The following is a 24,194-nucleotide window of genomic DNA, read 5'->3' on the forward strand; positions in this document are numbered from 1 at the left end:
ATCGATCCAAGTGCGCACCGCCTGCGCGGCCACCCGGTACGGCAGGTCCTCGGCGAACTGCAGCACTTGTCATTGCGGCTCACTGAACTCATTGCGGGACGGGTCGCCGCCGAGGCGTTCCAGCTCGTCATCGAGTACGACCCCCAGCCGCCCTTCGACTCCGGCTCGCCGACGAACGCGAAAACCCCGAAGTGACGGCGAGGTTGCCCAGCGGTGGTCGAAGACGCGCTCGATCAAGCGGGACTGGCATGCCGCCGCCGAGCGCCACCTCGTCCACCGCATGATCGGACAGCTCTACCGCTGTCTCCCCGGTCCGGCATCGCGGTCGACCGAGTGCCGTCGGCCTGTTCCTGCACGACGCCGATCCAAGGCTGGGCGGTTTTCTGTGATCCGTGACCTCTGCCGACCCACCTGCACATCCAGGCCGCCAAGCGGCTGTGAGGCTGGGTGGTGGCCGAGCTGCGGAGGGGGCACCGACGAGCCGGCGTGTCTACCGTCCACCTTGCCGCTGTCACTCCTGGGCGCCGGAAGCCAAAATCGGCCGGCGGTGCCCCCCGCGCTCAATCATTGCATAGTGCAAAATGAGATGGCCAGCCTCCCGACCGCCTTCCCCGCACTTCCCGCGACAGTGCGGGGTGGTGCGGCGCGCGCCACAGCGACGGCCCGGCTGCCGAGGCGGTCCGTCCGGGGTGCGGGTGTGCGTAGTGGGCCATGGCCTCGGGCCTTCCTCGGGCGAGAGGAAGGCTGCGGTGACGACGTAAGGGCGGTTACCTGACTGGGTGAAGGTCATCCGACGTCCAGGACCACCATGCGGTACAGGTCGCTGAAGCGGCCGAGGGGGTGCACCGGCCCCCACCGCTTACGGACTGCAAGAGGTGCCGTCAACTATCGGTATCTCACGGGGCGTTGGAACCAGTCTGCCCCACATGCCTGTCAACAATTTTCTGCTTCGCTTGAACGCTCCTGGGGCTCGCCGCGTATGTGAGGGAGCCGCTTCACTCCTGTCGGGCGCCTCGATAGCCTCACAAGGCAGTCAGAGGAATTCCATGGGACGCAACACACGCAAACGACGCTCGCCGCTGGCCGTTCGAGCCATCGCCGCCTCCGCGGCGCTCGCGGTCGCGGGCGGCGGCCTGGTCTGGGCGAACTTCTACGCCTCAGCGGGCGAGTCGAAGTCCGAGCCGCACAGCACGCTGGCCTCCGCGCAGGTGGCCACCATCGACTGCCCGGACGTCGGCCAGCGGCTGACGAGCGTGCCCGAGGGGGCACGCGCGGGGGTCGCGAAGGAGCTGGCGCTACTGGACCGGCAGATCACCGAGGCCTACAAGCGCCTCGCGGACACGCGCCAGGCCCAAGCGGGGGATGCCGGCTTCGTCAACAACGCCATCCTCGGCCCGCTCAAGTCCAAGCGAGTCGCCACCCTCGACCGGATCGGCATCAACATCCGCAACGCGGGCGGCCAGACCCCGCAGGGCATGGACCAGCTCGCCACCTGCCAAGGCGTCGCGGACCAGAACCAAGCCGACCCTGGGGGTGGCCAGGGTCAGGACAACGGCCAGAACCAGGGCCAAGTGGGCAACGGTCTGGCCGCGGCCGACTTCCAGGACATCACCCAGGTCCAGCCGAACGGCGGCCCGAAGGGTGTGAACGGAAACGGTCTCGCCGCGAACGGTGACAGTGGTTCCACGGGTACCTTCACCACGCGCTGCGGCACCAACGGGAACGACAACCACAACTCGGACAACATCATCAACGCTCCGGGTGTCAGCAACGGTGCGCAACACACCCACGACTACGTCGGCAACCAGGACAACAACGCCTTCACCAGCGACCAGGAGTTCCTCCAGGCCGCCACCAGCTGCCAGAACCAGGGCGACAAGTCGTCGTACTACTGGCCGGTGCTGCGTCTGCAGGACGGTACGGCCGAGTTCGACGCGAACGACCTCGGAGGAGGTGCGGAAGGCAACATCGGCAAGATTCTCGAAGCCACTGAGGCAGAGCTGAAGTTCGTCGGCAACAAGGCGAGCGATGTCGTCGCGATGCCGCAGGCACTGCGCATCATCACCGGTGACGCCAAGGCCTTCACCAATGGCCTCGCCAACGCCAACACGAACTGGAGCTGCACCGGCTTCGAGGACCGGCAGCTGACGGACAAGTACCCGATCTGCCCCGAGGGCAGCTCGGTCGTACGGACGTCCTTCTTCCAGAGCTGCTGGGACGGCCAGAACATCGACAGCGCCAACCACCGCGCGCACGTGGCCTTCGTGCGGGAGGACGGAACCTGCGCCAACGGCTTCCAGGCCATCCCCCAGCTCCAGGCCCGTCTGGTCTACGACGTTCCGGCCCCGCAGATCCAGAACGGTCAGGTCGTGAACCCGTTCGCGGTGGACAGCTTCCCGGACCAGCTGCACAAGCCGATCACCGACCACAACGACTTCCTCAACTTCTTCGACAAGAACACGATGAAGAAGATGGTCGCCTGCATCAACAGCGGCAGAGACTGCCAGTAGTCCTGAACCAGTGACGAGGAAGCCGGCGGTGGGATCTTCCACCGCCGGCATTCTCTGTCCCCGAAGCCGCCAGGCTCCGCTCAGACGCTCCCCGAGCCCCGCTGGATCCGGCTGGTCGAGCGCTGCTTGCGCCTACCGGGCGAAGTCGAGGCGGTCGGTCATGCCGGCCTCTTCGAAGGCGGCCTCGATCTCGTTGCGGCCCTCCTGGAAGTGGGCCCAGCTGTCGTAGTGAGCGGGGACGACCCGACGTGCGCCAAGGATTTTCGCAGCCTCGGCGCCCAGGGCGCTGTCGAGGGTGAGGAGACCGTTGTCGAAGGCGAAGGCCATGCGGGCACCACCGAGGAAGAGGATCGCGGTGTCGACGGGAGCAAATCTCTCGGCGATCTCCTTGACGAGCTCCAAAGCGGCGTTGTCGCCGCTGACGTAGACCGACGGCAGGTCCCGGGAGGTGAGCATGAAGCCGACGACGTCACCGGTGATCGGCTCGCAGCCGGCGGGGCCGTGCCGGGCGGGAACACCCGTGACGGTCACGGTGCCGCCGTCCGGCCTCCAGAGCTCGGCGGTCTCCCAGAAGGCAAGCCCGTGGGCGTTGCCGCCGAGACGACCGGCACCGCTGACCGTGGTGAAAACGACCGGTGTCCCGGGCAGGAAGGCGCGTCCGGCGTGGTCGAGATTGTCGTCGTGTTCGTCGTGGGAGAGCAGGACGGCGTCGACGGGGCCGAGGTCGGCGGCGGAGACGGGGGAGGGGTCGGTCTTGACGAGCTTGTGGTCGCCGGGGTGGGACACGGGGTACTCGCCCGGCGGGTCGAAGGTCGGGTCGGCGACGAACCTGACGCCTCCGTACTCGATGAGGGTGGTGGGGCCGCCGTACACACGGACGTCGACCTGCTCGCTGTAAGCGCTGAACATTCGCGGACCTTCCAGTTTATGGAGCTCGGGTGCTTTGCGGAGCCGGGCGGGGCGACGGAACACGCGAGGTGGGGCCGTCCGGGCGGCTGGGACACGTCACGGGCAGGTGCGGAGAACCCACCGAAGTGGTGGCCCGCACTGTCCATCAAGCGGCGAAGGCGAAGCTCGCGGCGTCGGTGACGAGCGGCATAAGCACCTTGCTGCCGGAGGAACTCTCAGTCGAGCGGCTGACCGTGGAACTGCTCGGCCTCTTCCGACTGGTCGATACCGATGTCGAACCAGGCGGGGAGTTGAAGGCAGGGCTGGGCGTGGAGTTCTCCCTCGCTGCCCACGCAGGACAGATCGGCATCCTCCGCATCCCGACCGGGAATCGGCCGGCGCTTGCCGGAACCCCCGTGCCCGGAGCGGACACATATCGATCGCCCGGCCACCGTCGTCACCAGGCCGAGGTCGCACCGGAGACGAGCCGCGCGAAACCGCGCCCCTTCTACACCTCCGACGCCGACAGCAACTCCGCTGCCCGGCGCTTCAGTTCATCGCTCGCCTCCGCCGCGTTGCCCGAGTCGAAGGGCGGCTGCGGGTCGTACTCGATGGCGAGCTGGATGGCCCTCGCCGTGTCCTCTCCCGCGATCAAGGACGCGAGGTACAGGGACATGTCCACGCCCGCCGACACGCCGGCCGAGGTGATGATCTTGCCGGAGTGTACGTAGCGCTGCGGCGAGTAGGTCACGCCGAACCTCTTCTGGAGTTGCTCGGCGGCGAGCCAGTGGACGGCGGCCTCGCGGCCCTTCAGCAAGCCGGCGGCGGCGAGAAGGAGGCCGCCGCTGCACACGGAGGTGGTCCAGCGGGTATGCCGGTGGCTTTCGCGGATGAAGTTCAGGATGCTCTGGTTCTCCAACGCCTCGTCCATACCGCGGTAGCCCCCGCCCGACACGAGCAGGACGTCGAGATGGCCGACCTCGGCGAGAGAGCGCTCGGCGATCAGGGCCACGTCACCAGTATCCGTACGGACCGGGCCGCGCTGCTCGGCGATCATCATCACGGTCGCGTCCGGTATCCGGGAGAGGACCTCTGCCGGGCCGGTGGGGTCCAGCATGCTGTAGCCGTCGAATATCAGGATGCCGATGGTCGGCCCCGAGCGGCCCTTGGCGTCGGCGAGCGCCGTCCCGTCTGGAGAAGCTTGTGCCACTCCGGTCGGGCCCGCTGCCGTGGCAGCGAGGGCGGTGGCGGCCACCGTGCCGCGGAGAACGTTTCTGCGCGTCGTGGGATGCGTCATGGCAGGAAAGTCTCGTGGCTCGGTGCGACGCGCGGGGGTGGCATGTCCGGCATCCTGCGAAGCACGTCCCCCGTGATCCCGTAGCGGTCCAAGAACGCCTGCCGCAGTGTCTCCGCCGATCCGAAACCGCAGCGGCGGGCGATCGCCGTCATCGGCAGTCCGCTGTTCCTCGCCAGGTGCGCCGCCGCCTCGGTGCGCGCCACGCGCACGGCCCGTGCCGGAGTGGTCCCGAGGTGTGTGCCGAAGAGCCGGGCCAGGTGCCGGACGCTGACCCCCGCCCGGCCCGCCAACGCCGACGGTGAGAGGTCCTCGACCAGATGACCGGCGACGTAGCCCATCAGGTCCCGCACCAGCCGGTCCTCGGGCGGCGGAGCGGACAGGTACAGGGAGATCTGTGCCTGGTCGGCTGGACGGTGCACATGAGTGACGAGTTCTCGGGCGACGGTTCGGGCCAGGGTCGGTCCGTGGTCGTCCTCGATCAGCTCCAGCATCAGGTCGAGCGCGCTGGTGAGGCCGGCGGAGGTGTAGACGTTGCCGTCGCGTATGCGGATCGGGTCCACGTCGACTGCCACCGAGGGATGCCGCTCGGCCAGCCGTTGCCCCCACCGCCAGTGCGTCGTGGCTCTACGGTTGTCCAACAGCCCGGCGGCGGCCAGTACATAGGCGCCGGTGCAGACCGAGGCCACGCGCCTGCTGTGTCCGGCCAGCCTCCGCACCTGGGCCAGCAGTTTCTCGTCCGCCGCCGCACCCTCGCAGCCGAGGCCACCCACGACCAGCAGCGTGTCCAGGCGTCCCCCGACCGCCTCCAAGTCCTGTGCCCCACCCACTCGTATCCCGGCCGAGCTCCGGGCGGCCCGCCCGCCGAGGGTGCCCAGCTCGATGGAGTAAGGCGGGCTCGCTCCGAACCAGTTGGCGATGTCCAACGCACTGCTGGGCGCGGCGATGTCGAGAATCTGGGCGTTGTCATAGGCGACGATGAGTACGCGTCGACTGGTGTCCATGCCTGATGGCAGCACACGTAGAGGCGTGGTGTCCCACCGGGGTACACCGGTACTGCCTGACGTACGTCCGCTACAAGCACTTCGACGGCACGATCTTCCACCGGGTGGTCCCGTCGCGTCGTGGGCCGTGACGTCTTGCACGAGGGTCGCGCCCACGAGGCGGTCCGACACGGACGACCGCACGACCTCGCACCAAGGCCCCAGGGGAAGCGTGACGCACGCCATAGACGCGCGCGGAACTCCACGTCACCCGGGCCCGACTTCTGTAAGCGGTACGGCCACGGGGAACCCACGTGATCCCGTGCCAGGGCCGTCCGCAAGATGTAAGGAGCCCTGATGATGGAAGAGCCCCAGCAATCCTCCCCCGAAAAGGTCTCCGCGCTGCGGAGACGGGTGCCGCAGCCCGCCCTCTGCGGGTTCCTTCTCCTGCTCGCCTTGCTCTTCACAGGGTCGTACGCCGTCGGAGCAGCCGTCGACCCCGTTGCGCCCGATATGCAGCGCTCCGGAACGAGCGGCGACGACGGCGGTATGGACATGGACATGGGCGACATGGGCCAGGACGGGAGTGGCGGCTGATGACCACGGAAGCAGCCACCTCTGTGGTGACCACCGACCTCACCGTCGGCGGGATGACCTGTGCGGCCTGCGTGCGGCGTGTGGAGAAGAAGCTCGCGAAACTGGAGGGCGTGACCGCTACGGTCAATCTGGCCACCGGGGGCGCCAGGGTGAGCCATCCGCCGCACGTCAGCCCCGACGAACTCATGGCGACGGTCGAGCAGGCCGGGTACACGGCCGCCCTGCCCGAGCCTGAGCAGCGGCGCGAGGAGGGCCAGGGCGGGGAGTCCGATGACACCCGGCAGGAACTCGAACAACTGGTGATCACAGCGCTGCTCGCGGTGCCGGTGGTCGTGTTGTCCATGGTGCCCGACCTGCAGTTCCGCGCCTGGCAATGGCTGTGTTTCGTACTGGCCACGCCGGTCGCGGTGTGGAGCGCGTGGCCGTTTCACGTGCGGGCGCTGCGCGGGCTGCGGCATGCGGCGGCGACCATGGACACGCTGGTCTCGTTGGGCGTGGCAGCGTCCTTCGCCTGGTCGGTGTACGCGCTGCTCTTCGGCGGTGCGGGCGAGTTGGGCATGACGATGCCGTTCAGCCTGGTGCCCGAAGCCTCGGACGGCACAGCACACGTCTACCTCGAAGTGGCCGTCGTCGTACCGCTGTTCGTTCTCACCGGGCGGTTCCTTGAAGCTCGGGCCCGGAACGGGACCGGGGCGGCCCTGCGGTCGCTGGCTCAACTCGCAGCGAAGGAAGTATCGGTACGCGAGGACGGGGCCGAGCGGCTGATCCCTGTCGAGGAGTTGAAGGTCGCGCAGGTCTTCGTCGTACGTCCCGGTGAGCGCGTCGCCACCGATGGTGTGGTGACGGAGGGCAACTCCGCCCTGAACTTGTCCCTGGTCACCGGGGAGAGCCGGCCGGTCGAGGTCGGACCGGGTTCGACCGTGGTCGGCGGAGCGGTCAACGCCGGTGGACTGCTGCTCGTGCGGGCTACCGCGATCGGTGCGGACACACAGCTTGCCCGCATCACGCTGTTGGTGACCGAGGCTCAGGCGGGCAAGGCGCGGGCGCAGCGCCTGGCGGACGCGGTGGCCGGGGTGTTCGTGCCGGTGGTGCTGGCGCTCGCTGTGACCGTGCTCGGATTCTGGCTGGGCGCCGGGGCCGACCCGCAGGCCGCCATCACCGTGTGCGTGGCCGTCCTGGTCGTGGCGTGTCCGTGTGCGCTGGGGTTGGCCACACCGACCGCGCTGATGGCCGCCACCGGGCGCGGCGCGCAACTCGGTGTCCTGGTGCGGGGCCCACAGGCCCTGGAGGGGCTCCAGCACATCGACACGGTCGTGCTCGACAAGACCGGCACCCTCACATCCGGCCACATGAGCGTCGTCCGGGTCACGGCCGTACCGGACGGACTCGGGCGCGAGGCGGTGCTTCGGCTGGCCGGCGCGGTGGAGCAGGGCTCGGAACACCCACTGGGGCGGGCGATCGTCGCGTACGCCATGGAGGCGCCGACGCGCGACCGTGTTCAAGCGTCAGGTGAAGCCCCGACCGGGCAGGGCTCGCTGCCTGCGGTCAGCGGGTTCGCCGCGACGGCGGGGCGCGGCGTGCGCGGCCTGGTCGAGGGGCGGCTGGTCGAAGTTCTCGCGCCGGACGAGGAGTTGCCCAAGCCTCTCACCGAAGCGCTACGGACGGCAGAGGCCGGCGTCAACACTTCGGTCCTGGTCCGTGTCAACGGGGTCCCCGAGGCGTTGATCGAGGTCGGAGACGTCGTGCGCCCCGGCAGTTACCAGGCCGTCGACCGGCTGCGGCGCCTCGGTGTGCGCCCGGTCCTCGCCACCGGCGACCGGGAGGCGCCGGCGCAGGCGGTCGCCGGCGTGCTCGGTATCGAGGAGGTGCACTCCCGCTGCACGCCCGAGGACAAGGCCGACCTCGTACGGGAGTTGAGGGAGCGAGGCTACCGGGTCGCGGTTGTCGGCGACGGGGTCAACGACGCCGCCGCGCTGGCCGGAGCCGACCTCGGCATCGCCATGGGAGGTGGCACGGACGTGGCGATCGGGGCCGCCGACGTGACACTCGTACGCGGTGACATCGAGGCCCTGGGCGACGCGGTCCGGCTCGCCCGGCGCACCCTCCGCACGATCCGCGTCAACCTCCTGTGGGCGTTCGGCTACAACGTGGTGACCGTGCCGCTCGCCATGGTCGGACTGCTCAACCCGATGCTCGCCGCGGCGGCGATGTCGGTGAGCTCCCTGCTGGTGGTCGGCAACAGTCTGCGTCTGCGGGCCTGGCAGCCGTCGCGGACCCGGGGCGGTGCCCGATGACCGGACAGCGCCGGTGGCGTCCGACCCGCCGCCGAGTCACCGACAGCCTGATCACCGCGCTCGCGCCCGTCGCCGCGTGCGGCGTCGCTCTCGGGGGCCTCACGACCTGGGTCGCGCAGGGCAACGCGGGCAGCCCCGCACGGATCACGGTCACCGGCGGACGCGTCTTCCTCCCGTTCAGCAGTACCCGAGAGACCTCGGCGTTCTTCCGCATCACCAACTCCGGCGGCGCGGACGACCGGCTGCTGAGGGTCACGTCCGCCTCCGACGCCGGTGACGCCACGCTCAGCCGTCACCGCATGGCCGGCGCACGGGCGGCGTACGGGCAGACGGTGGACTCCGCCGCCGTCCCGGCCGGCGGAAGCCTCGCCATGTCTCCGTTCGGCACCGATGTGACGGTGAGGGCGAAGGAGACGTGGCGCGAGGGCGACCTCGTGCCGTTCACACTGCACTTCGCACGAAGCGGTCGGATGAAGGCCATAGCGGTTGTGGTCCGCCCAGGCATGGGCGGGGCGTGACCGGCGACCCGCCCATTGGCTCGCCGCGGGAGGGCGTGTTCGGGGTGCGGGCGTGGTGGTGATCTCGGCGCAGTCCAGGTCCTGGCTGATCCGGGCGGGCAACCCGTCGGTGACCCTCTCGGCGAGCATGCAGGCCGCGCACGCGGTGACGGTGACGGTTACCTCGCAGGGAGAAGGACAGGGCGGTGCCCTCCCGATGCGGTGGGTCCGGTGGGAAGCCGCGCGACTGGGTGGACAGCCGGTCTCGGAACAGATCCAGCATCCTCACATGTCGGCGAAGCGTGCACCGAGTTCGGGCCCATCGGCGTGTTCTGCCGAGGCCCTGGATGCGAGGATGAGAGCTGTCATGACTGCTGGGTGGTGTACGCGCGCGATACGGGCCGTGGTCTTCGCGGCCGTCTGCGTGCTGCTCGCCGCACTCGGCCACGTCCTGATGTCCGGCGCCACCGTCCCGTGGTGGGCGCTGGCGGCCGGGCTCGCCGTCATAGGCGGTGCGGGCTGGAGCCTCGCGGATCGTGAGCGCGGACTTTCGCTGGTGGTGTGTCTGGTCATGATCACCCAGGGTGTGCTCCACTCGGTCTTCGAACTCGCGCAGGCGACCGCCACGAGCGCGGCCGGACCGGACATGTCGCCCGGCTCGAAGGGCCCGGGCCACGTCATGGAGTCCATGGGCCACGACATGAGCGCCATGTCCACGCACTCCATGGACATGGGTCACATGTCCACGGTCCACGCGGTGTACATGGGGCATATGGGCTCCTCGGGGCACGACATGGGCAGCATGTCGTCGTTCGGCATGCTGGCCGCCCACACACTCGCCGCGCTGCTGTGCGGCCTGTGGCTGGCCCATGGGGAGCGTGCCGCGTTCCGTGTCCTGCGGGCCGCCGCCGGCTGGCTGGCCGCACCCCTGCGGCTGCTTTTCGCTGTCGTCATGCCGCCGCGCCGACTGGGCGTCCGTCGCCACCGCGCCCGCTCGGAGCGGGTGCCACCGCGCCTTCTTCTCGTTCACTCGATCACTCCTCGGGGGCCTCCGGCCGGGACCGCTGTCGTCTGAGACAGCCGGCTCCTCGGGGCAGTAGACGGGTGTCGTGTCGTCGACACCCGCGCCTCGGGCATCGGCCGTACACATCGTGCGGCCGTCTCCCCTTCATTCCCGGACCCATCCGCAGGCGGTCACACCGCTGTCGTGCCCTCGCGCGGTCCCGCGTGCCGCCGTGCCGGATGCCGGACAACCCGAGAAGGACATCAGGTGATCACTCCTGTTCTGCCTGCCTCCCGCGACAGACGCAGAGGGATGGACAACGACGGTGCGGTGGTGTCGTTCGACAAGTCGACGACCGCTTGGGCGCTCGCCGCCCGCGCCGGCGACCCGGCCGCCATCGACCGTTTCGTACGGGCCCTGCACCCCGACGTCGTCCGCTATGTTGCGCGTCTGTCCTCCGACCCGCAGGCCGCAGACGACCTTGCCCAGGACACGTTCCTGCGGGCGCTCGGCAGCCTCCACCGGTTCGAGGGGCGTTCCTCAGCGCGGGTGTGGCTGCTGTCCATCGCACGCCGCGCGGTGATCGACAGCTACCGGTACGCCGCCGCCCGGCCACGCCTGTGCGTCACGGGCGACTGGAGAACCATGGTCGAACGCGCGCAGCCGAGCGGTCTGCCCGGCTTCGAAGACGGCGTCGCGCTGCTCGACCTGCTGGACGCGCTGCCCGACGAGCGCCGTGAGGCGTTCGTACTCACCCAGTTGCTGGGGTTGCCCTACGCGGAGGCGGCCGAGGCCAGCGGCTGCCCCGTCGGAACGGTCCGCTCGCGCGTGGCCCGTGGTCGGGCGACGCTCATCGAATTGCTGGCCGAGGCCGAGGCGACGGCCGAGGCGACCCCGTCGGCCGTGTGATCGAAGGGCGCCGGCACCGTCCTTCCGCAGCGCGGGTCGGTGCCCTTCCCCTCACCGAACAGTTCCGAGCACCCCCATGGATGACAGTCGTGCACATGATCATGCGCGTACGAGCGAGGTCGCAGTGAACAGTCCAGACCATACGATCGGGCATCAGCAGCCCCACCTGGTGCTCATCCTGCTCTTCGACGGGGTCCAGAGCCTCGGCTTCTCAGGGCCAGCCGATGTCTTCGCCACAGTCGGCGGCATGAGTCGGGGAACCTGCCGATACGAGGTCAGGACAGCTTCCTCGGACGGCGGCCCTGTCCACGCCTCCGGCGGACTCACGGTCCAACCGGACCACGGCACGGTGGACGTGGACAGAGTCGACACGCTGATCGTGGCGGGGACGGATGGCATCCCTGCCGTCGATCGGGCGACCGTCGACGCGGTGGGTTCCTTGGCCCGGCGGGCCCAGCGCGTGGCTTCGGTGTCTACCGGCGCCTTCCTCCTGGCCGACGCCGGGCTTCTCGACGGCCGCAGGGCGGCCACGCACTGGGAGTTCGCCGACGAACTCGCCCGTCGTCACCCGGCAGTCGAGGCCGACGCACGGAACACTGTGGTACGAGACGGTCGTATCACGACCTCCGGGGGCGCAGCCTCCGGCCTTGAGCTGGCCCTCGCCCTCGTGGAGGACGACCTGGGCCGCGACATCGCCCAGCAGGTCGCCCGGTTCCTCGTCACATACCGACACGGGCCAGGAGGTCAGCTCCAGTTCGTCGACCCGCTCGGCCCCGACGCACACAGCCCGGCACTGCGCGAGGTGCAGCGGCTGATCCTCGACGACCCGGGCGGTGACCTGTCGATCCGTTCCCTGTCCCACCGGGCAGGCGTCTCCGAGCGCCACTTCACCCGCCTGTTCCGCGCCCAGGTCGGCATGTCGGCGCGCGAATACGTCGAGCGGGCCCGCGTGGCAGCCGCCTCCCGCCTCCTCACTGAGACGCCCCGCAGCCCCGAATCCATCGCTCGCGAGACGGGGTTCGGGACACAGGCCACGATGCTGCGGTCGTTCCACCAGATCCTGCGGATCTCACCCCTCGACTACCGGGAACGCTTCTCGTGACCCGGACGTCCAGCCGATCCCGGCCAGTTGGCGCCGGCACAACCGGGGCCTCGCGCGCCGGAGGCCGCGGGTACCCGGACACCAGCCTTTCGGTGTACCGGGACCACAGATCGCCCCGCCGACCGTGATCGTCCGTACGCGAAGCGTTGGACCGGACCCCGTCTCGGGATACAAGGGCTCCTCAGGGCACCGAGCGACTCCAGCGGACGACGTGGTAGCGGTTGGCGACGTCGAGTGTGGTGGCGGGCTCCATGATCGGTTTCTCCTCAACCGAGCTGCCTGCTGAGGCTTTACACTCACCACCGATAATCAGCCAGTCCAACGTGAACCAATGAGGGGATGTGGCGCATGCCACAGCTTCCGGCCTTCGATGTCATGACGGCGACCTGCCCGTCCCGTACCTCGCTCGCTCGCATCGCCAACAAGTGGACGGCCATGGTGGTCATCGCCCTCAGTGCCGACCGCACGCGCATGCGGTTCCGCGACCTGCGCGCCACCGTCGACGGCATCAGCTCCAAGGTCCTCACCGAGACCCTTCGAGACCTGGAACGGGACGGACTCGTCACCCGCCACATGTATGCCGAGGTGCCCCCGAGGGTCGAATACGAACTGACCCCACTGGGGCGCACCCTGCACGCCCCGATTCACGCACTGGGCCTCTGGGCCGAGGAGCACATGGCCGAAGTACTCGCGGCACGCGAGCGCTTCGACACCCGCCAGGGACCGTGACTGGTTGGCGAACCCAACGGTGCGGGCGGCGTCCTGAAGTCGCTGCGGCCTCGTGCGGACAGCGGCAGCGCGGCGGTCGGCACGGAGACGTTCGGCACCGAGTCGGTCAGCACGGGGACGGTCAGCATGCGCGCCGTCATGGCGTCCGCCATCGCCGACTGCACGAAGGTCGGACGGTTTGTGTCGGAGAGGGTGCGGGCGGCTCACCGCCCCCGGAGGCGCGCCCTCGGCCGCCTGTCGTCAGCCGCCTGAGAAACAGTCACATCCCGACGATCCGCCCTCCCTGAGGCGCAGGACGTCCACGCCGTCCATGCTCGTGAGGCCGGCCGACGAGCCGTCGGCGGCGTACGGGGGGCGCGGCTTGCGCGGCCGACGCCGGGTCGCGGCGCGCCGTTCAAGACAGCAAGGAGCAGTACGCCCACGCGGACAGGGGCGCGATCGAGCGATCCGCCAGCACCCCACGGCCTCGTAGCTCTCCGCGGCGCCTGCGGCGGGCGGGCCCTCCCCGATTCCGGCGGGGAAAGCGGCCCCGACGGCCGGTGTCAAGGACCGCCGGGGCCTGCTGCCGCCCGGGCACTCGGGGGGAATCGGACTCCGGGCGACAGTTCAGGGGGCGCCCCCCATACTCACGATCCGTAACCAGTTACATCAAGGTAACCAATGGGCCAGCGTGACGCACGCCACATCCACCTGGCCCGCCGAGGACGGATTCACAGGGTTTTCGTCCCGCGATCGGGGCAGATCCCCCGCCCGCAGCAATTCCCACACGGCATGCACATTTTCCACACGCCTTCCCTCGCTTCAGCGCACAGCCGCCTGTCGGCCTTTTACATCGCGTTACCTATCTCCTGATATAACTACGTGTCTCAAAGCGCTCGGGGGGAATCCGGCGTGAGAACGAATGAAAGAACGACCAATGTCTATAGCTGGACACCCACTCCGCAGAACCATTCTCACCGGGGGGTTGGCAGCCACCGCCGCCGTCCTCTCCGGCTGTTCCTCGAAGACGGACGAAAAGGAAGCAAGCAAGGCGGCAAACGCAGCGGCCACGTCCGCCCCGCCGGCCGCGGGCGCCCGCCCCTCCTCGCCGTGGAGTGCGTTCTCACGGCTGATGGACGGCAACAAGCGCTGGCAGGAGGGTGACCTCAGGCATCCCGACCGAGACCCCGAGCGGCGGGAATTCGTGGCCGCGGAGCAGGATCCCTTCGGAGTGATCCTCTCGTGCATCGACTCCCGGGTGCCGCCGGAGCTGCTCTTCGACACCGGGCTCGGCGATCTGTTCGTCATGCGCACCGGCGGCCAGGTCGTCGACTCGGTGGTCACCGGTTCCGTCGAGTACGGGCCCATGACCTCCGGCACCCCCCTGATCGTCGTCCTCGGCCACCAGCGCTGTGGTGCCGTCAAGGCGTCGTACGAGGCCATGCGCGACGGCAAGAAGCTCCCCGGAAACCTCCAGTCGATCGCCGACGCGCTGCGCCCGGCGTACAAGGAGACCGTCAAGGAAAAGCATGACGACCCGGTGGATGCCATGACCCGCATCCACGTCAAGCAGACCTCTGCCGCTCTGCGGTCCAACAGGGATCTCGCCCCGTTGGTGAAGAAGGGTTCCCTGGCCGTGGTCAGCGCCTATTACTCGCTCGACTCCGGCCGGGTGGAAGTGCTCACCGGAGCGCCCTCCGCGTGACCTGATGTTCGTTCGACCGACTCCGCCGAAACAATCTCACCAGCCGAATTTTCGGCGGAGTCGGTCGATTCGTTTTCCTCACCACCACACTTCCGGACATGCGATACGTCCACCAGTGAGACGTCGAGCTCACGGATCACAGTCACGCGTGTTTTCCCTGTCCGGTCAGAGATCACGCTCACGCAGAGCAACCGTCGAGCGCTACGCGACCTCCGCACCGACCCCCGGCGCGGAGACCCGATGACCCGTGTGGGCCCGGGGGACGCGAGAGAGGCGGCGTTGCCGGGACGGTGCTCGTACTCGCAGGCCGACCGCCGACGCAGTCCCGAGGCGGCGCGACAGTTCCTGGCGTCAGTCCACTACCCGGCCTCAGCCACCGCCTGCTTCTTCGAGGCGCGCAGGCTGGTGAGGGTCGTGACCGTCAGGACGAGCACGATGAAGCCGAGCGAGAAGGGGAAGCTGATTTCGGGGACGTGGACGCCGGACTCGTGCAGCGCGTGCAGCAGCAGTTTGACGCCGATGAACCCCAGAATGATCGACAGGCCGTAGGAGAGGTGGACCAACTTCTTCAGCAGGCCGCCGATGAGGAAGTACAGCTGCCCGAGACCCATCAGCGCGAACGCGTTCGCGGTGAACACGATGTACGGGTCCTGTGTCAGGCCGTAGATGGCGGGGATGGAGGCGAGGGCGAACAGGACGTCCGTGGAGCCGATCGCGAGCATCACGACCAGCATCGGGGTCATCACCCGTCTGCCGTTCTCGGTGACGAACAGCTTGGTGCCGTGGTAACGGTCGGCCACCCCGAAGCGCTGCTCCGCCAACTTCAGCAGTTCGTTCTCCTGGTACTCCTCCTCGTGGTCGTGCTTGCGTGCGTCCTGGACGAGCTTCCACGCGGTCCAGATCAGGAAGGCACCGAAGATGTAGAACACCCAGGAGAAGGCGGAGATGATCGCCGCGTCTGCCGCGATGAAGCCTGCCCGCAGCACCAGCGCCACCAACACGCCGACCATCAGCACCCGTTGCTGGTACTGCGAGGGCACCGCGAACTTGGCCATGATCAGCACGAAGACAAAGAGGTTGTCGACGCTGAGCGACTTCTCTGTGATGTACCCGGCGAAGAACTCCCCCATGGGCCCGCCCCCAGCGAAGTTCCACATCCCGACCCCGAAGACGACGGCCAGAACGATCCACACCACCGTCCAGGTGCCGGCTTCCTTGAGGGACGACAACGGTCTCCGGGGCGGCTGGCGGCGGTCCAGCGGCTCGCCGCCTTCGGCGCCCGGCTGACGAGCGGCCGTTGTCGAGGAGCACCAGATGAAGACCCTGCGGCCCGTCCCCCTCGGTGACGCCGGTCCACAGCGAGGTGTACGGATTCAACCGCTCCCCCGTGGACGAGCGGGGCAACAGCCGGAGGAAGACGTTCAGGTCGGCGAAGGAGGGCAGGACTTTCTCGATGCCCATGACGGTGATCAGGGACTCCGGCAGGGTCAGGCACATCCGCCCGTTGCCCTCCGACTCCACGACCACAACCGTTCCGGTGTCGGCGACAGCGAAGTTGGCCCCGGAGACGGCCACCTTGGCCCGCAGGAACTTCTCCCGCAGATGGAGCCGGGCCGCTTCGGCCAGGTCACGCGGGTCGTCGGTGAGTCCCTCGGGGGCCGGTCGGCCCCACTTCCCCATCTGCCGCCGGAAGATCTCACGGATCTCGGAGCGGCCCCGGTGGATGGCCGGTACGAGGATGTGCGAGGGCGGTCACCGCTCAACTGCACGATCAGTTCGGCGAGATCGGTCTCGTAGGCGCGGATGCCCGCTTCGGCTCGTGCCTCGTTCAGTCCGATCTCCTGAGTCGCCATCGACTTGACCTTGATGATCTCGGTCTCTCCGGTCGCCTGCACCAGCCGCGTCACGACCGCGTTCGCCTCGGCCGCGTCCGCCGCCCAGTGGACCGTGCCACCGGCGGCGGTCACCGTCTCCTCCAGCCGCAGGAGATGGCGGTCGAGGTGACGCAGGGTGCGGCGCTTGACGGCTGCCGCCGTCTCCCGCAGGTCCTCCCAGTCGTCGAGTTCGGCGGTGACCGCCAGCCGTAGTCCGCGAAGACCTCGGCGAAGCGACGGACCATGGGCAGGGTCTCGGGGCGGTATCCGGTGTTGAAGTGCATCTGGCCGCAGCAGGTCTGGCCCCGCGGGAACTCCACGGTGTGGCCGAGCCTTTCCAGCACCTCGGTCACCGCCTGACCGGTGCGGGGGAACATCATGTCGTTGAAACAGGTGATGAAGAGGGCTTTGCGCATGGTGCTTCCTGAGCGGCCGGGGAGCTGGTGGAGGTCAGGCCGTAGGTCCGCAGAGCGGTTCCAGCGAAGACTTCGTGGCGTTCGGCGGGTTGGAGTGCGGCCGTCAACTCCCGTGCGGTGGAGATGACTTCGGTGTAGGTGGCGGCCAGTCGGCAGACGGGCCAGTCGGAGCCGAACATCAGCCGCCGCGGTCCGAAGGCTTCCAGCACCGTGTTGGCGTAGGGCCGGAGGTCCTCGACGCTCCACTGGTCCCAATCGGCCTCTGTCACCATGCCGGAGAGCTTGCAGACGGTGGTGGGCAGCGAGGCCAGCAGGCACACCGCGTCCGCCCATGGCCGCAGCTCGCCCGAGGCGATGGGGGGCTTGCCCGCGTGATCGAGTACGAAGGTGAGGCCGGGAAGCCGTAGGGCGGCCTCATGCGCGGCCGCGAGCTGGTGGGGCCGGACGACCAGCTCGTACACGAGCCCCGCTTCGGCTACCGCGGCGAGCCCACGCAGCACGTCCGGCCGCACCAGCCAGCGCGGATCGGATTCGCCCTGCACCTGGTGGCGGATGCCCACCAGGTGCTCACCACCCGGCCCCTCCCGCAGCGCCGCGAGCGCGCTGGAGACGTCCGGGGAGGTCAGGTCGGTCCAGCCCACGACGCCGGACACCAGGTCGCTGTCCTGTGCCAATGCCAGGAACTCGGGCGTTTCCTCCGGCACGTCGATCGTCTGGACCAGAACCGTCGCGGTGACACCGGCTGTCCGGGCCTCGGGCTCCAGGTCGGCGAGGAGGAAGTCGCGGTGCAGCGGGACGAGTTCCGGTCCGGTGATCCAGTCCTGGTCGCGGACGGAGAGGTCCCACACGTGGTGGTGTGCGTCTATGAGTCCCTCAGCGGTGTTCCCCTCCATGGCGGTCACCTCCACGACTCTTCGACTCCTCCCTCGGTCGATCGGCTTCGTCGACCGGTGTGGCGGCGGGGACGGGGACGTGCGGCGGCAGCAGTGTCTCGGCGCTCAGTCCCTCCCAGAGCGCGGCCGGTACCGTTCGACGCATCTGGACCACCGTGTCGCGGACCTCCTCGGCGGAACGCGCGCCCGACAGCACGCTCGCGACCGCCGGATGGCCGAGCGGGAAGCGCAGCGCGGCTGCGCGCAGCGGTACGCCGTGGCGTTCGGTGACCGCCTTCAAGCGCAGGGCCCGGTCCCGTACATGCTGCGGAGCGGGCGCGTAGTCGTACGTGGCCCCGGGTTGCGGGTCGGTGAGCAGGCCCGAGTTGAACACCCCGCCGACGATGACACTTCTGCCTCGGGCGGCGGCCTCCGGCAGCACCTCCGCAAGCCCCTCCTGCTCCAGCAGGGTGTAGCGGCCGGCGAGCAGGACCACGTCGATGTCGGTCTCGCGCAGGAAGCGGGCGGGGAGTGCGCACTGGTTCACTCCGATGCCGATCGCCTTGACGACGCCTTCACCGCGCAACCGTTCCAGCACTGGATATGCCTCGGTGAGAGCCTGCTCGGCGTGGTTGTCCGGGTCGTGCAGCAGGGCGATGTCCACCCGGTCCAGGCAGAGACGGTCCAGGCTCGCTTCCAGGGAGCGCAGGACTCCGTCGCGGCTGAAGTCCCAGACCCGCCGGTGGGTGTCGGGCACGGCGAAGCCGTGGGCGAGATCGTCGCCCCGGCCGCCTTCAGGGTTGGGTTCGAGCAGTCGTCCGACCTTGGTGGAGACGGTGTACGTGTCGCGGTCGCGTCCGCGCAGCGCGGCGCCCAGGCGTCGCTCGGACAGCCCGAGTCCGTAGTGCGGGGCGGTGTCGAAGGTGCGTACACCCGCGTTCCAGGCCGTCTCCACCGTGGCGAAGGCGGCCTCGTCGGTGACCGGGTGGAGGAGGTTGCCGATGCCGGCGGCCCCGAACGACAGCTCGGTGACCTTGACACCGGTGCCGCCCAGCGTCGTCTCTCTCATGAGCCGCCCGCCGGGCGGAGCCGCAGCCCCTGCATGCCACCGTCGACGGCCAGGGCCATGCCGGTGACGGACCCTGCGGCTGGGCTCGCCAGGTAGACCACGGCCGCCGCCACCTCGTCCGCGGTGACCAGGCGGCCCTGGGGCTGGCGTGCGTCGAGGGCGGCGCGTTCCGCCTCCGGGTCGTCTGCGGCGTGCAGGAGCCGGGCTACCCAGGGCGTGTCGACGGTGCCGGGGTTGACGCAGTTGACGCGGATGCCCTCACGGACGTGGTCTGCGGCCATCGCCAGGGTCAGCGACAGCACGGCGCCCTTGCTGGCGGAGTACAGGGCGCGCTGGGGAAGGCCCGCGGTGGCCGCGATGGAGCATGTGTTGACGACTGCCGCGTGCGACGAGCGCCGTAGATACGGCAGGGCGGCGCGCGTGGTGCGCACCGTTCCCAGGACGTTGACGTCGAGGACGCGGTGCCACTCCTCGTCGGGGTTGTCCTCGACGGTACCCATGGCGCCGATGCCCGCGTTGTTCACCAGGATGTCCAGGCCGCCGAGCTGCCCGGCAGTCACCTCCACGGCGACACGTACCGATGCGTCGTCGCCGAGGTCGGTCTGGATGGCGATCAGCGGCTCGGGGGCGCCGGAGGGGTCGAGGTCCATGACGGCCACGGTGGCGCCGTGCTCGGCCAGCATCCGGGATGTGGCCAGCCCGATGCCGGACGCGCCGCCGGTGACGGCGGCCTTGAGCCCTGACAAGCCGCTCAAGTTGCTCACAGGGGCCTCTTTCACGCTTGGCCGAAGGTCTGGCGCTGGGCGCCGAGGCCGTCGACGGAGAGCTCGACGGTGTCGCCGGGGCGGAGGTAGGGGGTGCCGGGGAGGCCGAGGGCCACGCCCGCGGGCGTCCCGGTGTTGATCACGTCGCCCGGCTCCAGGACCATGTACTGGCTCAGGTACGACACGAGGTGGTCGACCGGGAAGATCATGTCGCCGGTGCGGCCATGTTGCCGCTTCACCCCGTTGACGCTCAAATGCAGCCCGAGGTCCTGCGGATCGCCGACCTCGTCGGCGGTGACCAGCCACGGACCGAGGGGGTTGAACGTCTCGCAGGACTTGCCGAGGTCCCACTGCGACGAGTACTCCAGCTGGAACTCGCGCTCGGAGACGTCGTGGCTGACCGTGTACCCCGCGATCACGGCCCGCGCCGCTTCCGGACCCTCGAGATAGCGGGCCCGTCGTCCGATGACGACCGCGAGTTCGACCTCCCAGTCGGTCTTCACGGAGCCGCGGGGGATCAGCACCTCGTCGTACGGGCCGACGACCGTGCCCGAGTCCTTCATGAAGACCACCGGACGCGTGGGCAGCGCCGCACCGGTCTCGGCGGCGTGATCGCGGTAGTTCAGACCGACGCAGACGATCTTGCCGGGTCGGGCGACGGGGGCACCGACGCGCAGGCCGGCGGGGTCCAGTTCGGGCAGCTCCCCCGCCATGACGGCGACGCGCGCCCGGTCGACTCCGCCCGAGGCCAGGAAGACGCCGTCGATGTCCGGCGTCACGGACGACAGGTCCAGCAGCCGGCCGTCGCCGGTGCGGACAGCGGGACGTTCCTGTCCGGGGGCGTCGACTCGTAGCAGTTTCACTGGGCGTCTCCTTGCCGTGGGTGGTTGTCAGACGGCTGTCGCCGAGGGGTCAGATGCCAGATCTCGGTCAGGTCCGACCAGGTGCCCCCGGTGCCGCTATCGGCCCAGGGCTCCTGACAGGGGCCGGTGAGCTTCCACCAGGCTTGGGTGGCCGGGTCGGCGCCGATCGCGGCCATGTCGGACTCGAAGTCGTCGCCGTGGTACTCGAAGTAGCCGAACAGCGTGTTGTCGCGCAGAAAGATGCTGTAGTTGCGGATGTTCGCGGCTCTCAGCGCGGCCTCGACACCCGGCCATACCGCGGAGTGCAGGCGCAGATACAGGTCACGGTGTTCCGGCCGCAGGCGGATCGTCTGGGCAACGCGTTTCATCGGGTCCTTCCGGTGAATGTGGGCCGTGTTGCCGGACAGCCCGGACAGGGCGTGCCTTGCGACGCATCGGCGAAAGGGGAAGGCGGTTCCGGCGCCCTGTCAGTACGTGGTACCGACAGGGCGCCGAGCACGTTCGACGACTCCCGTCCGTCTCGGCGGGCCATGGGTGGACGGAGGAGTCACCGGGGGTGGTTGCCGCCTCACTCCTTTGTCGCGCCGGCGAGCATGCCGGACACGAGAGCGCGTTGGGAGAAGAGGAACACGATCAGAACGGGGACGATGGTCACCAGGGTGGCCAGGGCCAGTTCGGGCCGCATGATCTGGTTTCCCGCGCCGCCGGAGGTGTTGAACAGTGGCGAGGCGGCGAGCAGGTTGTTCAGCCCGACCTGGGCCGGGTATTGGGAGCTGTCGGGCAGCATCACGAACGGCAGGAAGAAGTTGTTCCAGTTGCCGACGAAGTTGAAGAAGCCGACCAGGGCGATCACGGGCTTGGCCAGCGGCATCGCGACGAGACGGAACACCTGCCACTCGGAGCAGCCGTCGATGCGCGCTGCGGCCAGCAGGTCGGAGGGGACGTTGGAGGAGAAGTAGATGTAGGTGAGGTAGACCCCGAACGGGAAGAAGGAGAAGGGCAGGATGACCGACCAGATCGTGCCGTCCAGGTGCACGGCGTTCATGCCCAGGTACAGGGGCAGCACCATCGCGGCCGTCGGCATGAGCATCACGAGCATGGTGATGGTCAACAGCATCCGTCGCCCGATGAACTGGGTGAGAGCCAGCGCGTACCCGGCGGGGATCGACGTCACCAGGGTCACGGCCAGCGCGCCGAACGTGTAGAGCGCCGAGTTGAGCAGCCAGGTGAGGATGGCGCCGTCCTGGAAGGCGTAGAGGTGATTCCAGGCGTCGGCGATCGAGCCGAGAGAGCCGAAGGAGAACGGGCTGTCCCGCACGATCTGGCTGTCGGTCTTGGTCGGGGCCAGCAGGAGCCACACCACCGGCACACAGAAGAACAGCGCGGACAGGCCCATGACGATGAACCAGGCCAGCCTGGCGGCCAGCGAGCTTGGGCGGCGCTTGCGGCTCATGGGCTTCCTCGGGCTGGTGCGGGCGACGGCGGCATGGGACGGCGGGGTTCGGCGGGCTGTGGTCGTGGGAGCTGTGGTCATCCTTCGTCCCTGTCGAACAGGCCCGTACGGAAGACGACGAGCGCCGCGCAGGCGAGGCCCAGGAGGAGGAGGTCGACGGAGAGCGCCGCCGCGCCGTTGAAGTCGCCTGCCTGGAAGGCGTACTGGTAGGAGAGCTGGTTCGGTGACCAGCTGTCGGGGATCATGCCCCAGCTGGCGAGGGAGACCAGTTGCGGCTCGACGAAGAGCTGGGTGCCGGCGGCGAAGGCCAGGATCAGCATGTACGCGATCCACTTGGTGATCATCGGGATCTGGATGCGCAGGGCGATCTGGAGCGTACTGGCGCCGTCGATGCGAGCGGCCTCCAGGATTTCGTCGGGGATGCTGTTGAGCGCGCCGTACATGACCACGATCCAGCCGCCGGCTCCGGTCCAGAAGGCGATGACGGTGAAGAGCACCGGCAGGTGGCCGGGGGCGTTGACCTGGGCGAGGGTGTTCCAGCCGAAGCTCTTCAGCAGCCAGCCGACGGGACTGGCAGCCGGGTCGAGGAGGATCAGGAAGAGCAGTACGCTCGCCACCCCTGCGAGGGCACCCGGCAGGTAGAACAGGAACCGCAGGCTGGTGGAGGTTCTGCGCATGCGGCCGTGCAGCATCAGGGAGAGCAGTACGACCAGGATCATCAGGCTGGCCAGCCAGACCACCAGGTACAGGCCGATGTGGAGGAAGGCCGGACCGAAGCGGTAGTCGGCGAACGTCCGGGTGAAGTTGCCGAGTCCCACGAGTTGGTTGCGGGAGTTGGACAGTGCCAGCCACACCGCGTAACCGGTGGGCAGGACGCCGAAGGCGAGCAGGAGGAGGACATAGCCGGAGACGAAGACGTAACCGGCGCGTCCGACCGGGTTACGGGCCGAGCGGCCGCGGCGGCCGCTCCGCTCCGTTGCGAGGTGGGTGGTCATCGGTCCGCTTCGCTAGTTGACGGTGTATCCGAGGGACTTGGCCTTGTCGGTGATGGCCGTCTGCCAGGTGCCCAGGGTGTCGGTGAGGGTCTTGCCCGAGTTCAGGGCCGGGATCACGGTGGAGGAGTAGATCGCTTCCTGGCTGTACTGGGTGGAGGACCAGCCGGGCCAGATGAGTTCCGCCGCCTCCTGGAAGGCCGGGCTGACGTCCTCGGCGAAGTAGCCGGTCCTCCGCTGGCCGGCGAGCCAGGCGACGGCTGCCTGCTCGTACGCGGGATAGGTGCCCGCGGTGGCCTGGTAGGCCTTGGAGGTCGCCATCCAGGTCACCAGGTCGGAAGAGGCCTTGAGGTTCTTGCTGTGGGAGGAGACGAACCACAGGCCACCGCCGACGTTGCCGGTGTAGTTCTTTGCGTCGCCCTCGAACTTCAGGGGTGAGGCGGCGGCGATCTGCCCCTTGGGGATCTTGAAGGTGGAGTTGAAGAGCACCTGGCCGTACCAGGAGGGGCCGGGGAGCATGAGGACCTTGCTCGCCTTGTTCTTGACGAAGCCGGCGCTGAAGACGGTGTCCTTGGAGACCGAGCCCTTGGCGATCAGGCTGTCGAGCAGCTTGGCCATCCGGGTGCACTTGGAATCCTGGAGGTCGACCTTGACCTTCCTGGCGCCGGTCGCCGTGCTGGCAGGGCATTGGCTCGCCCAGAAGTACACCTCGGGGCTCCAGGCGTCCCCGGCGGTTCCGACCAGGTAGCCGGGGTGCTCCTTGGCGACCTTCTTGCCGAGTGCCTGGTACTCCTCCCAGGTGGTCGGGACGGAGTACCCGAACTCGTCCATGAGCTTCTTGTTGTACCAGAGCACGTTCTGCGCCAGGTCGTTGCGCAGGCAGTAGGTGTTGCCGTTGAAGGTGCAGGGGTCGAGCGCGCCGTCGGCGAAGCCCTTGAGCGTGGACTGGGCGACCACGTCCTGGTTGAGGGGCGCGGCATAGGGGGTCTTGCCCTGGGACGCCCAGCTGGCGTCGTTGACATTGGCGCTGAAGGCGACGTCGGGCCACCCGCTGCCGGTCCGGTCGAACAGCTGGACCTTGGTCTGCAGGTCGTTGGCGCCGTTGGCGTCCCCGCTGTACGTGACGATCTTGATCTTCACGTCCGGGTGCGCCTTCTGGTACGCCTGCACGCCGGGCACACGGGTGGCGTCCGCCCAGACCGTGATCTCGCTGCCCTCCTTCTGTGCGACAGGTTTGAAGGAGCCCGGGGAGGAAGTCGCCGTGGGTGTGGGGTCCGCGCTTCCGCAGGCGGCGAGCGAGAGGAGGGAGACGGCACCCAGGAGGGCGACGGCCGTGTGTCTGAGATGGCGGCGGGAGGAAACCGGAACGTCGTCGTTCATGACTGACCTCAGATCTTGGGA

24 protein-coding genes and 1 pseudogene are annotated in these 24,194 nt (G+C 68.9%); 11 read left to right on the forward strand and 14 right to left on the reverse strand.

Annotated elements, in window-relative coordinates; all coding sequences use genetic code 11:
• Window positions 1–72: 72 nt before the first annotated feature.
• Both P1P70_RS01800 and P1P70_RS01805 read left to right on the forward strand, forming a co-directional pair.
• On the forward strand, window positions 73–195 hold the full coding sequence (locus P1P70_RS01800) for a hypothetical protein (protein WP_319233968.1): 123 nt from the start codon (window positions 73–75) through the stop codon (window positions 193–195).
• An 851-nt stretch (window positions 196–1,046) separates the two neighbouring features.
• A complete protein-coding gene (locus P1P70_RS01805) occupies window positions 1,047–2,510 on the forward strand; it encodes a DUF1996 domain-containing protein (RefSeq protein ID WP_319233970.1) in 1,464 nt (487 codons plus the stop codon).
• A gap of 132 nt (window positions 2,511–2,642) precedes the next feature.
• On the opposite strand, the gene P1P70_RS01810 is transcribed toward P1P70_RS01805, so the two are convergent.
• The 3 genes from P1P70_RS01810 to P1P70_RS01820 all read right to left on the reverse strand — a co-directional run bounded on the left by P1P70_RS01810 (window position 2,643) and on the right by P1P70_RS01820 (window position 5,696).
• Window positions 2,643–3,419 carry an MBL fold metallo-hydrolase gene (locus P1P70_RS01810; protein WP_319233972.1) on the reverse strand — a complete coding sequence of 259 codons (777 nt, stop codon included), beginning with the start codon at window positions 3,417–3,419 and terminating at the stop codon, window positions 2,643–2,645.
• 487 nt (window positions 3,420–3,906) lie between these two features.
• Entirely contained in the window at window positions 3,907–4,695 is a 789-nt protein-coding gene (locus tag P1P70_RS01815) for a DJ-1/PfpI family protein (RefSeq protein WP_319233974.1), read from the reverse strand.
• Window positions 4,692–5,696 carry a GlxA family transcriptional regulator gene (locus tag P1P70_RS01820; protein ID WP_319233975.1) on the reverse strand — a complete coding sequence of 335 codons (1,005 nt, stop codon included), beginning with the start codon at window positions 5,694–5,696 and terminating at the stop codon, window positions 4,692–4,694. Before P1P70_RS01820 ends, P1P70_RS01815 begins: the two co-directional genes overlap by 4 nt.
• A gap of 5 nt (window positions 5,697–5,701) precedes the next feature.
• Between P1P70_RS01820 and P1P70_RS01825 the strand changes: the two genes are divergently transcribed.
• The 9 genes from P1P70_RS01825 (at window position 5,702) to P1P70_RS01865 (ending at window position 14,490) form a co-directional block, all read left to right on the forward strand.
• Window positions 5,702–5,827, forward strand: coding sequence for a hypothetical protein (locus P1P70_RS01825; RefSeq protein WP_263868108.1), 126 nt, complete (start codon window positions 5,702–5,704; stop codon window positions 5,825–5,827).
• A 205-nt stretch (window positions 5,828–6,032) separates the two neighbouring features.
• The gene (locus P1P70_RS01830; protein ID WP_408995408.1) at window positions 6,033–6,272 is read left to right on the forward strand and encodes a hypothetical protein; all 240 of its coding nucleotides are present in this window, start codon (window positions 6,033–6,035) and stop codon (window positions 6,270–6,272) included.
• Window positions 6,272–8,566, forward strand: a complete 2,295-nt coding sequence (locus P1P70_RS01835) for a heavy metal translocating P-type ATPase (protein WP_319233976.1) — start codon at window positions 6,272–6,274, stop codon at window positions 8,564–8,566. The genes P1P70_RS01830 and P1P70_RS01835 overlap by 1 nt, the downstream gene beginning before the upstream one ends.
• Window positions 8,563–9,084 (forward strand): copper chaperone PCu(A)C, encoded by a 522-nt coding sequence (locus P1P70_RS01840; RefSeq protein ID WP_086798949.1) that lies wholly within the window; start codon window positions 8,563–8,565, stop codon window positions 9,082–9,084. Before P1P70_RS01835 ends, P1P70_RS01840 begins: the two co-directional genes overlap by 4 nt.
• A 346-nt stretch (window positions 9,085–9,430) precedes the next feature.
• The gene (locus tag P1P70_RS01845) at window positions 9,431–10,138 is read left to right on the forward strand and encodes a hypothetical protein (protein WP_086798948.1); all 708 of its coding nucleotides are present in this window, start codon (window positions 9,431–9,433) and stop codon (window positions 10,136–10,138) included.
• 195 nt (window positions 10,139–10,333) lie between these two features.
• The gene (locus P1P70_RS01850) at window positions 10,334–10,975 is read left to right on the forward strand and encodes a sigma-70 family RNA polymerase sigma factor (RefSeq protein ID WP_408995407.1); all 642 of its coding nucleotides are present in this window, start codon (window positions 10,334–10,336) and stop codon (window positions 10,973–10,975) included.
• 169 nt (window positions 10,976–11,144) lie between these two features.
• Entirely contained in the window at window positions 11,145–12,077 is a 933-nt protein-coding gene (locus P1P70_RS01855; protein WP_319234003.1) for a GlxA family transcriptional regulator, read from the forward strand.
• Between the two features lie 348 nt (window positions 12,078–12,425).
• Window positions 12,426–12,806: a winged helix-turn-helix transcriptional regulator gene (locus tag P1P70_RS01860; protein WP_192359662.1), complete on the forward strand. Its 381-nt coding sequence runs from the start codon at window positions 12,426–12,428 to the stop codon at window positions 12,804–12,806.
• A 964-nt stretch (window positions 12,807–13,770) separates the two neighbouring features.
• Window positions 13,771–14,490 carry a carbonic anhydrase gene (locus tag P1P70_RS01865; RefSeq protein WP_225617483.1) on the forward strand — a complete coding sequence of 240 codons (720 nt, stop codon included), beginning with the start codon at window positions 13,771–13,773 and terminating at the stop codon, window positions 14,488–14,490.
• Window positions 14,491–14,849: 359 nt separating this feature from the next.
• Here P1P70_RS01865 and P1P70_RS01870 read toward each other — a convergent pair whose 3' ends face one another.
• The 11 genes and pseudogenes from P1P70_RS01870 to P1P70_RS01920 form a co-directional block, all read right to left on the reverse strand.
• The gene (locus P1P70_RS01870; RefSeq protein WP_319233978.1) at window positions 14,850–15,719 is read right to left on the reverse strand and encodes a TerC/Alx family metal homeostasis membrane protein; all 870 of its coding nucleotides are present in this window, start codon (window positions 15,717–15,719) and stop codon (window positions 14,850–14,852) included.
• Between the two features lie 58 nt (window positions 15,720–15,777).
• Window positions 15,778–16,565, reverse strand: a pseudogene (locus tag P1P70_RS01875) (LUD domain-containing protein); the annotation flags it as partial.
• Window positions 16,454–16,780, reverse strand: coding sequence for a heterodisulfide reductase-related iron-sulfur binding cluster (locus P1P70_RS45640; protein WP_413471404.1), 327 nt, complete (start codon window positions 16,778–16,780; stop codon window positions 16,454–16,456). The gene P1P70_RS45640 and the pseudogene P1P70_RS01875, both read right to left, overlap by 112 nt.
• On the reverse strand, window positions 16,741–17,673 hold the full coding sequence (locus tag P1P70_RS01885) for an amidohydrolase family protein (protein WP_319233979.1): 933 nt from the start codon (window positions 17,671–17,673) through the stop codon (window positions 16,741–16,743). The genes P1P70_RS45640 and P1P70_RS01885 overlap by 40 nt, the downstream gene beginning before the upstream one ends.
• The gene (locus P1P70_RS01890; RefSeq protein WP_319233981.1) at window positions 17,654–18,721 is read right to left on the reverse strand and encodes an aldo/keto reductase; all 1,068 of its coding nucleotides are present in this window, start codon (window positions 18,719–18,721) and stop codon (window positions 17,654–17,656) included. The genes P1P70_RS01885 and P1P70_RS01890 overlap by 20 nt, the downstream gene beginning before the upstream one ends.
• Entirely contained in the window at window positions 18,718–19,476 is a 759-nt protein-coding gene (locus tag P1P70_RS01895) for an SDR family NAD(P)-dependent oxidoreductase (RefSeq protein ID WP_319234005.1), read from the reverse strand. The genes P1P70_RS01890 and P1P70_RS01895 overlap by 4 nt, the downstream gene beginning before the upstream one ends.
• A 20-nt stretch (window positions 19,477–19,496) precedes the next feature.
• Window positions 19,497–20,348 (reverse strand): fumarylacetoacetate hydrolase family protein, encoded by an 852-nt coding sequence (locus P1P70_RS01900; RefSeq protein ID WP_319233983.1) that lies wholly within the window; start codon window positions 20,346–20,348, stop codon window positions 19,497–19,499.
• Complete coding sequence (locus P1P70_RS01905) at window positions 20,345–20,716, reverse strand: L-rhamnose mutarotase (protein WP_319233984.1); 372 nt, start codon at window positions 20,714–20,716, stop codon at window positions 20,345–20,347. Before P1P70_RS01905 ends, P1P70_RS01900 begins: the two co-directional genes overlap by 4 nt.
• A 200-nt stretch (window positions 20,717–20,916) precedes the next feature.
• On the reverse strand, window positions 20,917–21,801 hold the full coding sequence (locus tag P1P70_RS01910; protein WP_319234006.1) for a carbohydrate ABC transporter permease: 885 nt from the start codon (window positions 21,799–21,801) through the stop codon (window positions 20,917–20,919).
• Window positions 21,802–21,878: 77 nt separating this feature from the next.
• A complete protein-coding gene (locus P1P70_RS01915) occupies window positions 21,879–22,796 on the reverse strand; it encodes a sugar ABC transporter permease (protein ID WP_319233985.1) in 918 nt (305 codons plus the stop codon).
• A 12-nt stretch (window positions 22,797–22,808) separates the two neighbouring features.
• Window positions 22,809–24,173 carry an ABC transporter substrate-binding protein gene (locus P1P70_RS01920; RefSeq protein WP_319233986.1) on the reverse strand — a complete coding sequence of 455 codons (1,365 nt, stop codon included), beginning with the start codon at window positions 24,171–24,173 and terminating at the stop codon, window positions 22,809–22,811.
• Window positions 24,174–24,194: the final 21 nt, after the last annotated feature.

It is taken from the genome of Streptomyces sp. MB09-02B (assembly GCF_033794485.1).
Taxonomy (GTDB): Bacteria; Actinomycetota; Actinomycetes; order Streptomycetales; family Streptomycetaceae; genus Streptomyces.

Excerpts from the sequence above, each read along its gene's own strand:
- P1P70_RS01805 (WP_319233970.1), top strand. The coding sequence starts at position 1,047 with ATGGGACGCAACACACGCAAACGACGCTCGCCGCTGGCCGTTCGAGCC.
- P1P70_RS01810 (WP_319233972.1), bottom strand. The coding sequence starts at position 3,419 with ATGTTCAGCGCTTACAGCGAGCAGGTCGACGTCCGTGTGTACGGCGGC.
- P1P70_RS01815 (WP_319233974.1), bottom strand. The coding sequence starts at position 4,695 with ATGACGCATCCCACGACGCGCAGAAACGTTCTCCGCGGCACGGTGGCC.
- P1P70_RS01820 (WP_319233975.1), bottom strand. The coding sequence starts at position 5,696 with ATGGACACCAGTCGACGCGTACTCATCGTCGCCTATGACAACGCCCAG.
- P1P70_RS01825 (WP_263868108.1), top strand. The coding sequence starts at position 5,702 with ATGGCAGCACACGTAGAGGCGTGGTGTCCCACCGGGGTACACCGGTAC.
- P1P70_RS01830 (WP_408995408.1), top strand. The coding sequence starts at position 6,033 with ATGATGGAAGAGCCCCAGCAATCCTCCCCCGAAAAGGTCTCCGCGCTG.
- P1P70_RS01835 (WP_319233976.1), top strand. The coding sequence starts at position 6,272 with ATGACCACGGAAGCAGCCACCTCTGTGGTGACCACCGACCTCACCGTC.
- P1P70_RS01840 (WP_086798949.1), top strand. The coding sequence starts at position 8,563 with ATGACCGGACAGCGCCGGTGGCGTCCGACCCGCCGCCGAGTCACCGAC.
- P1P70_RS01845 (WP_086798948.1), top strand. The coding sequence starts at position 9,431 with ATGACTGCTGGGTGGTGTACGCGCGCGATACGGGCCGTGGTCTTCGCG.
- P1P70_RS01860 (WP_192359662.1), top strand. The coding sequence starts at position 12,426 with ATGCCACAGCTTCCGGCCTTCGATGTCATGACGGCGACCTGCCCGTCC.
- P1P70_RS45640 (WP_413471404.1), bottom strand. The coding sequence starts at position 16,780 with ATGCGCAAAGCCCTCTTCATCACCTGTTTCAACGACATGATGTTCCCC.
- P1P70_RS01885 (WP_319233979.1), bottom strand. The coding sequence starts at position 17,673 with ATGGAGGGGAACACCGCTGAGGGACTCATAGACGCACACCACCACGTG.
- P1P70_RS01890 (WP_319233981.1), bottom strand. The coding sequence starts at position 18,721 with ATGAGAGAGACGACGCTGGGCGGCACCGGTGTCAAGGTCACCGAGCTG.
- P1P70_RS01905 (WP_319233984.1), bottom strand. The coding sequence starts at position 20,716 with ATGAAACGCGTTGCCCAGACGATCCGCCTGCGGCCGGAACACCGTGAC.
- P1P70_RS01910 (WP_319234006.1), bottom strand. The coding sequence starts at position 21,801 with ATGAGCCGCAAGCGCCGCCCAAGCTCGCTGGCCGCCAGGCTGGCCTGG.
- P1P70_RS01915 (WP_319233985.1), bottom strand. The coding sequence starts at position 22,796 with ATGACCACCCACCTCGCAACGGAGCGGAGCGGCCGCCGCGGCCGCTCG.
- P1P70_RS01920 (WP_319233986.1), bottom strand. The coding sequence starts at position 24,173 with ATGAACGACGACGTTCCGGTTTCCTCCCGCCGCCATCTCAGACACACG.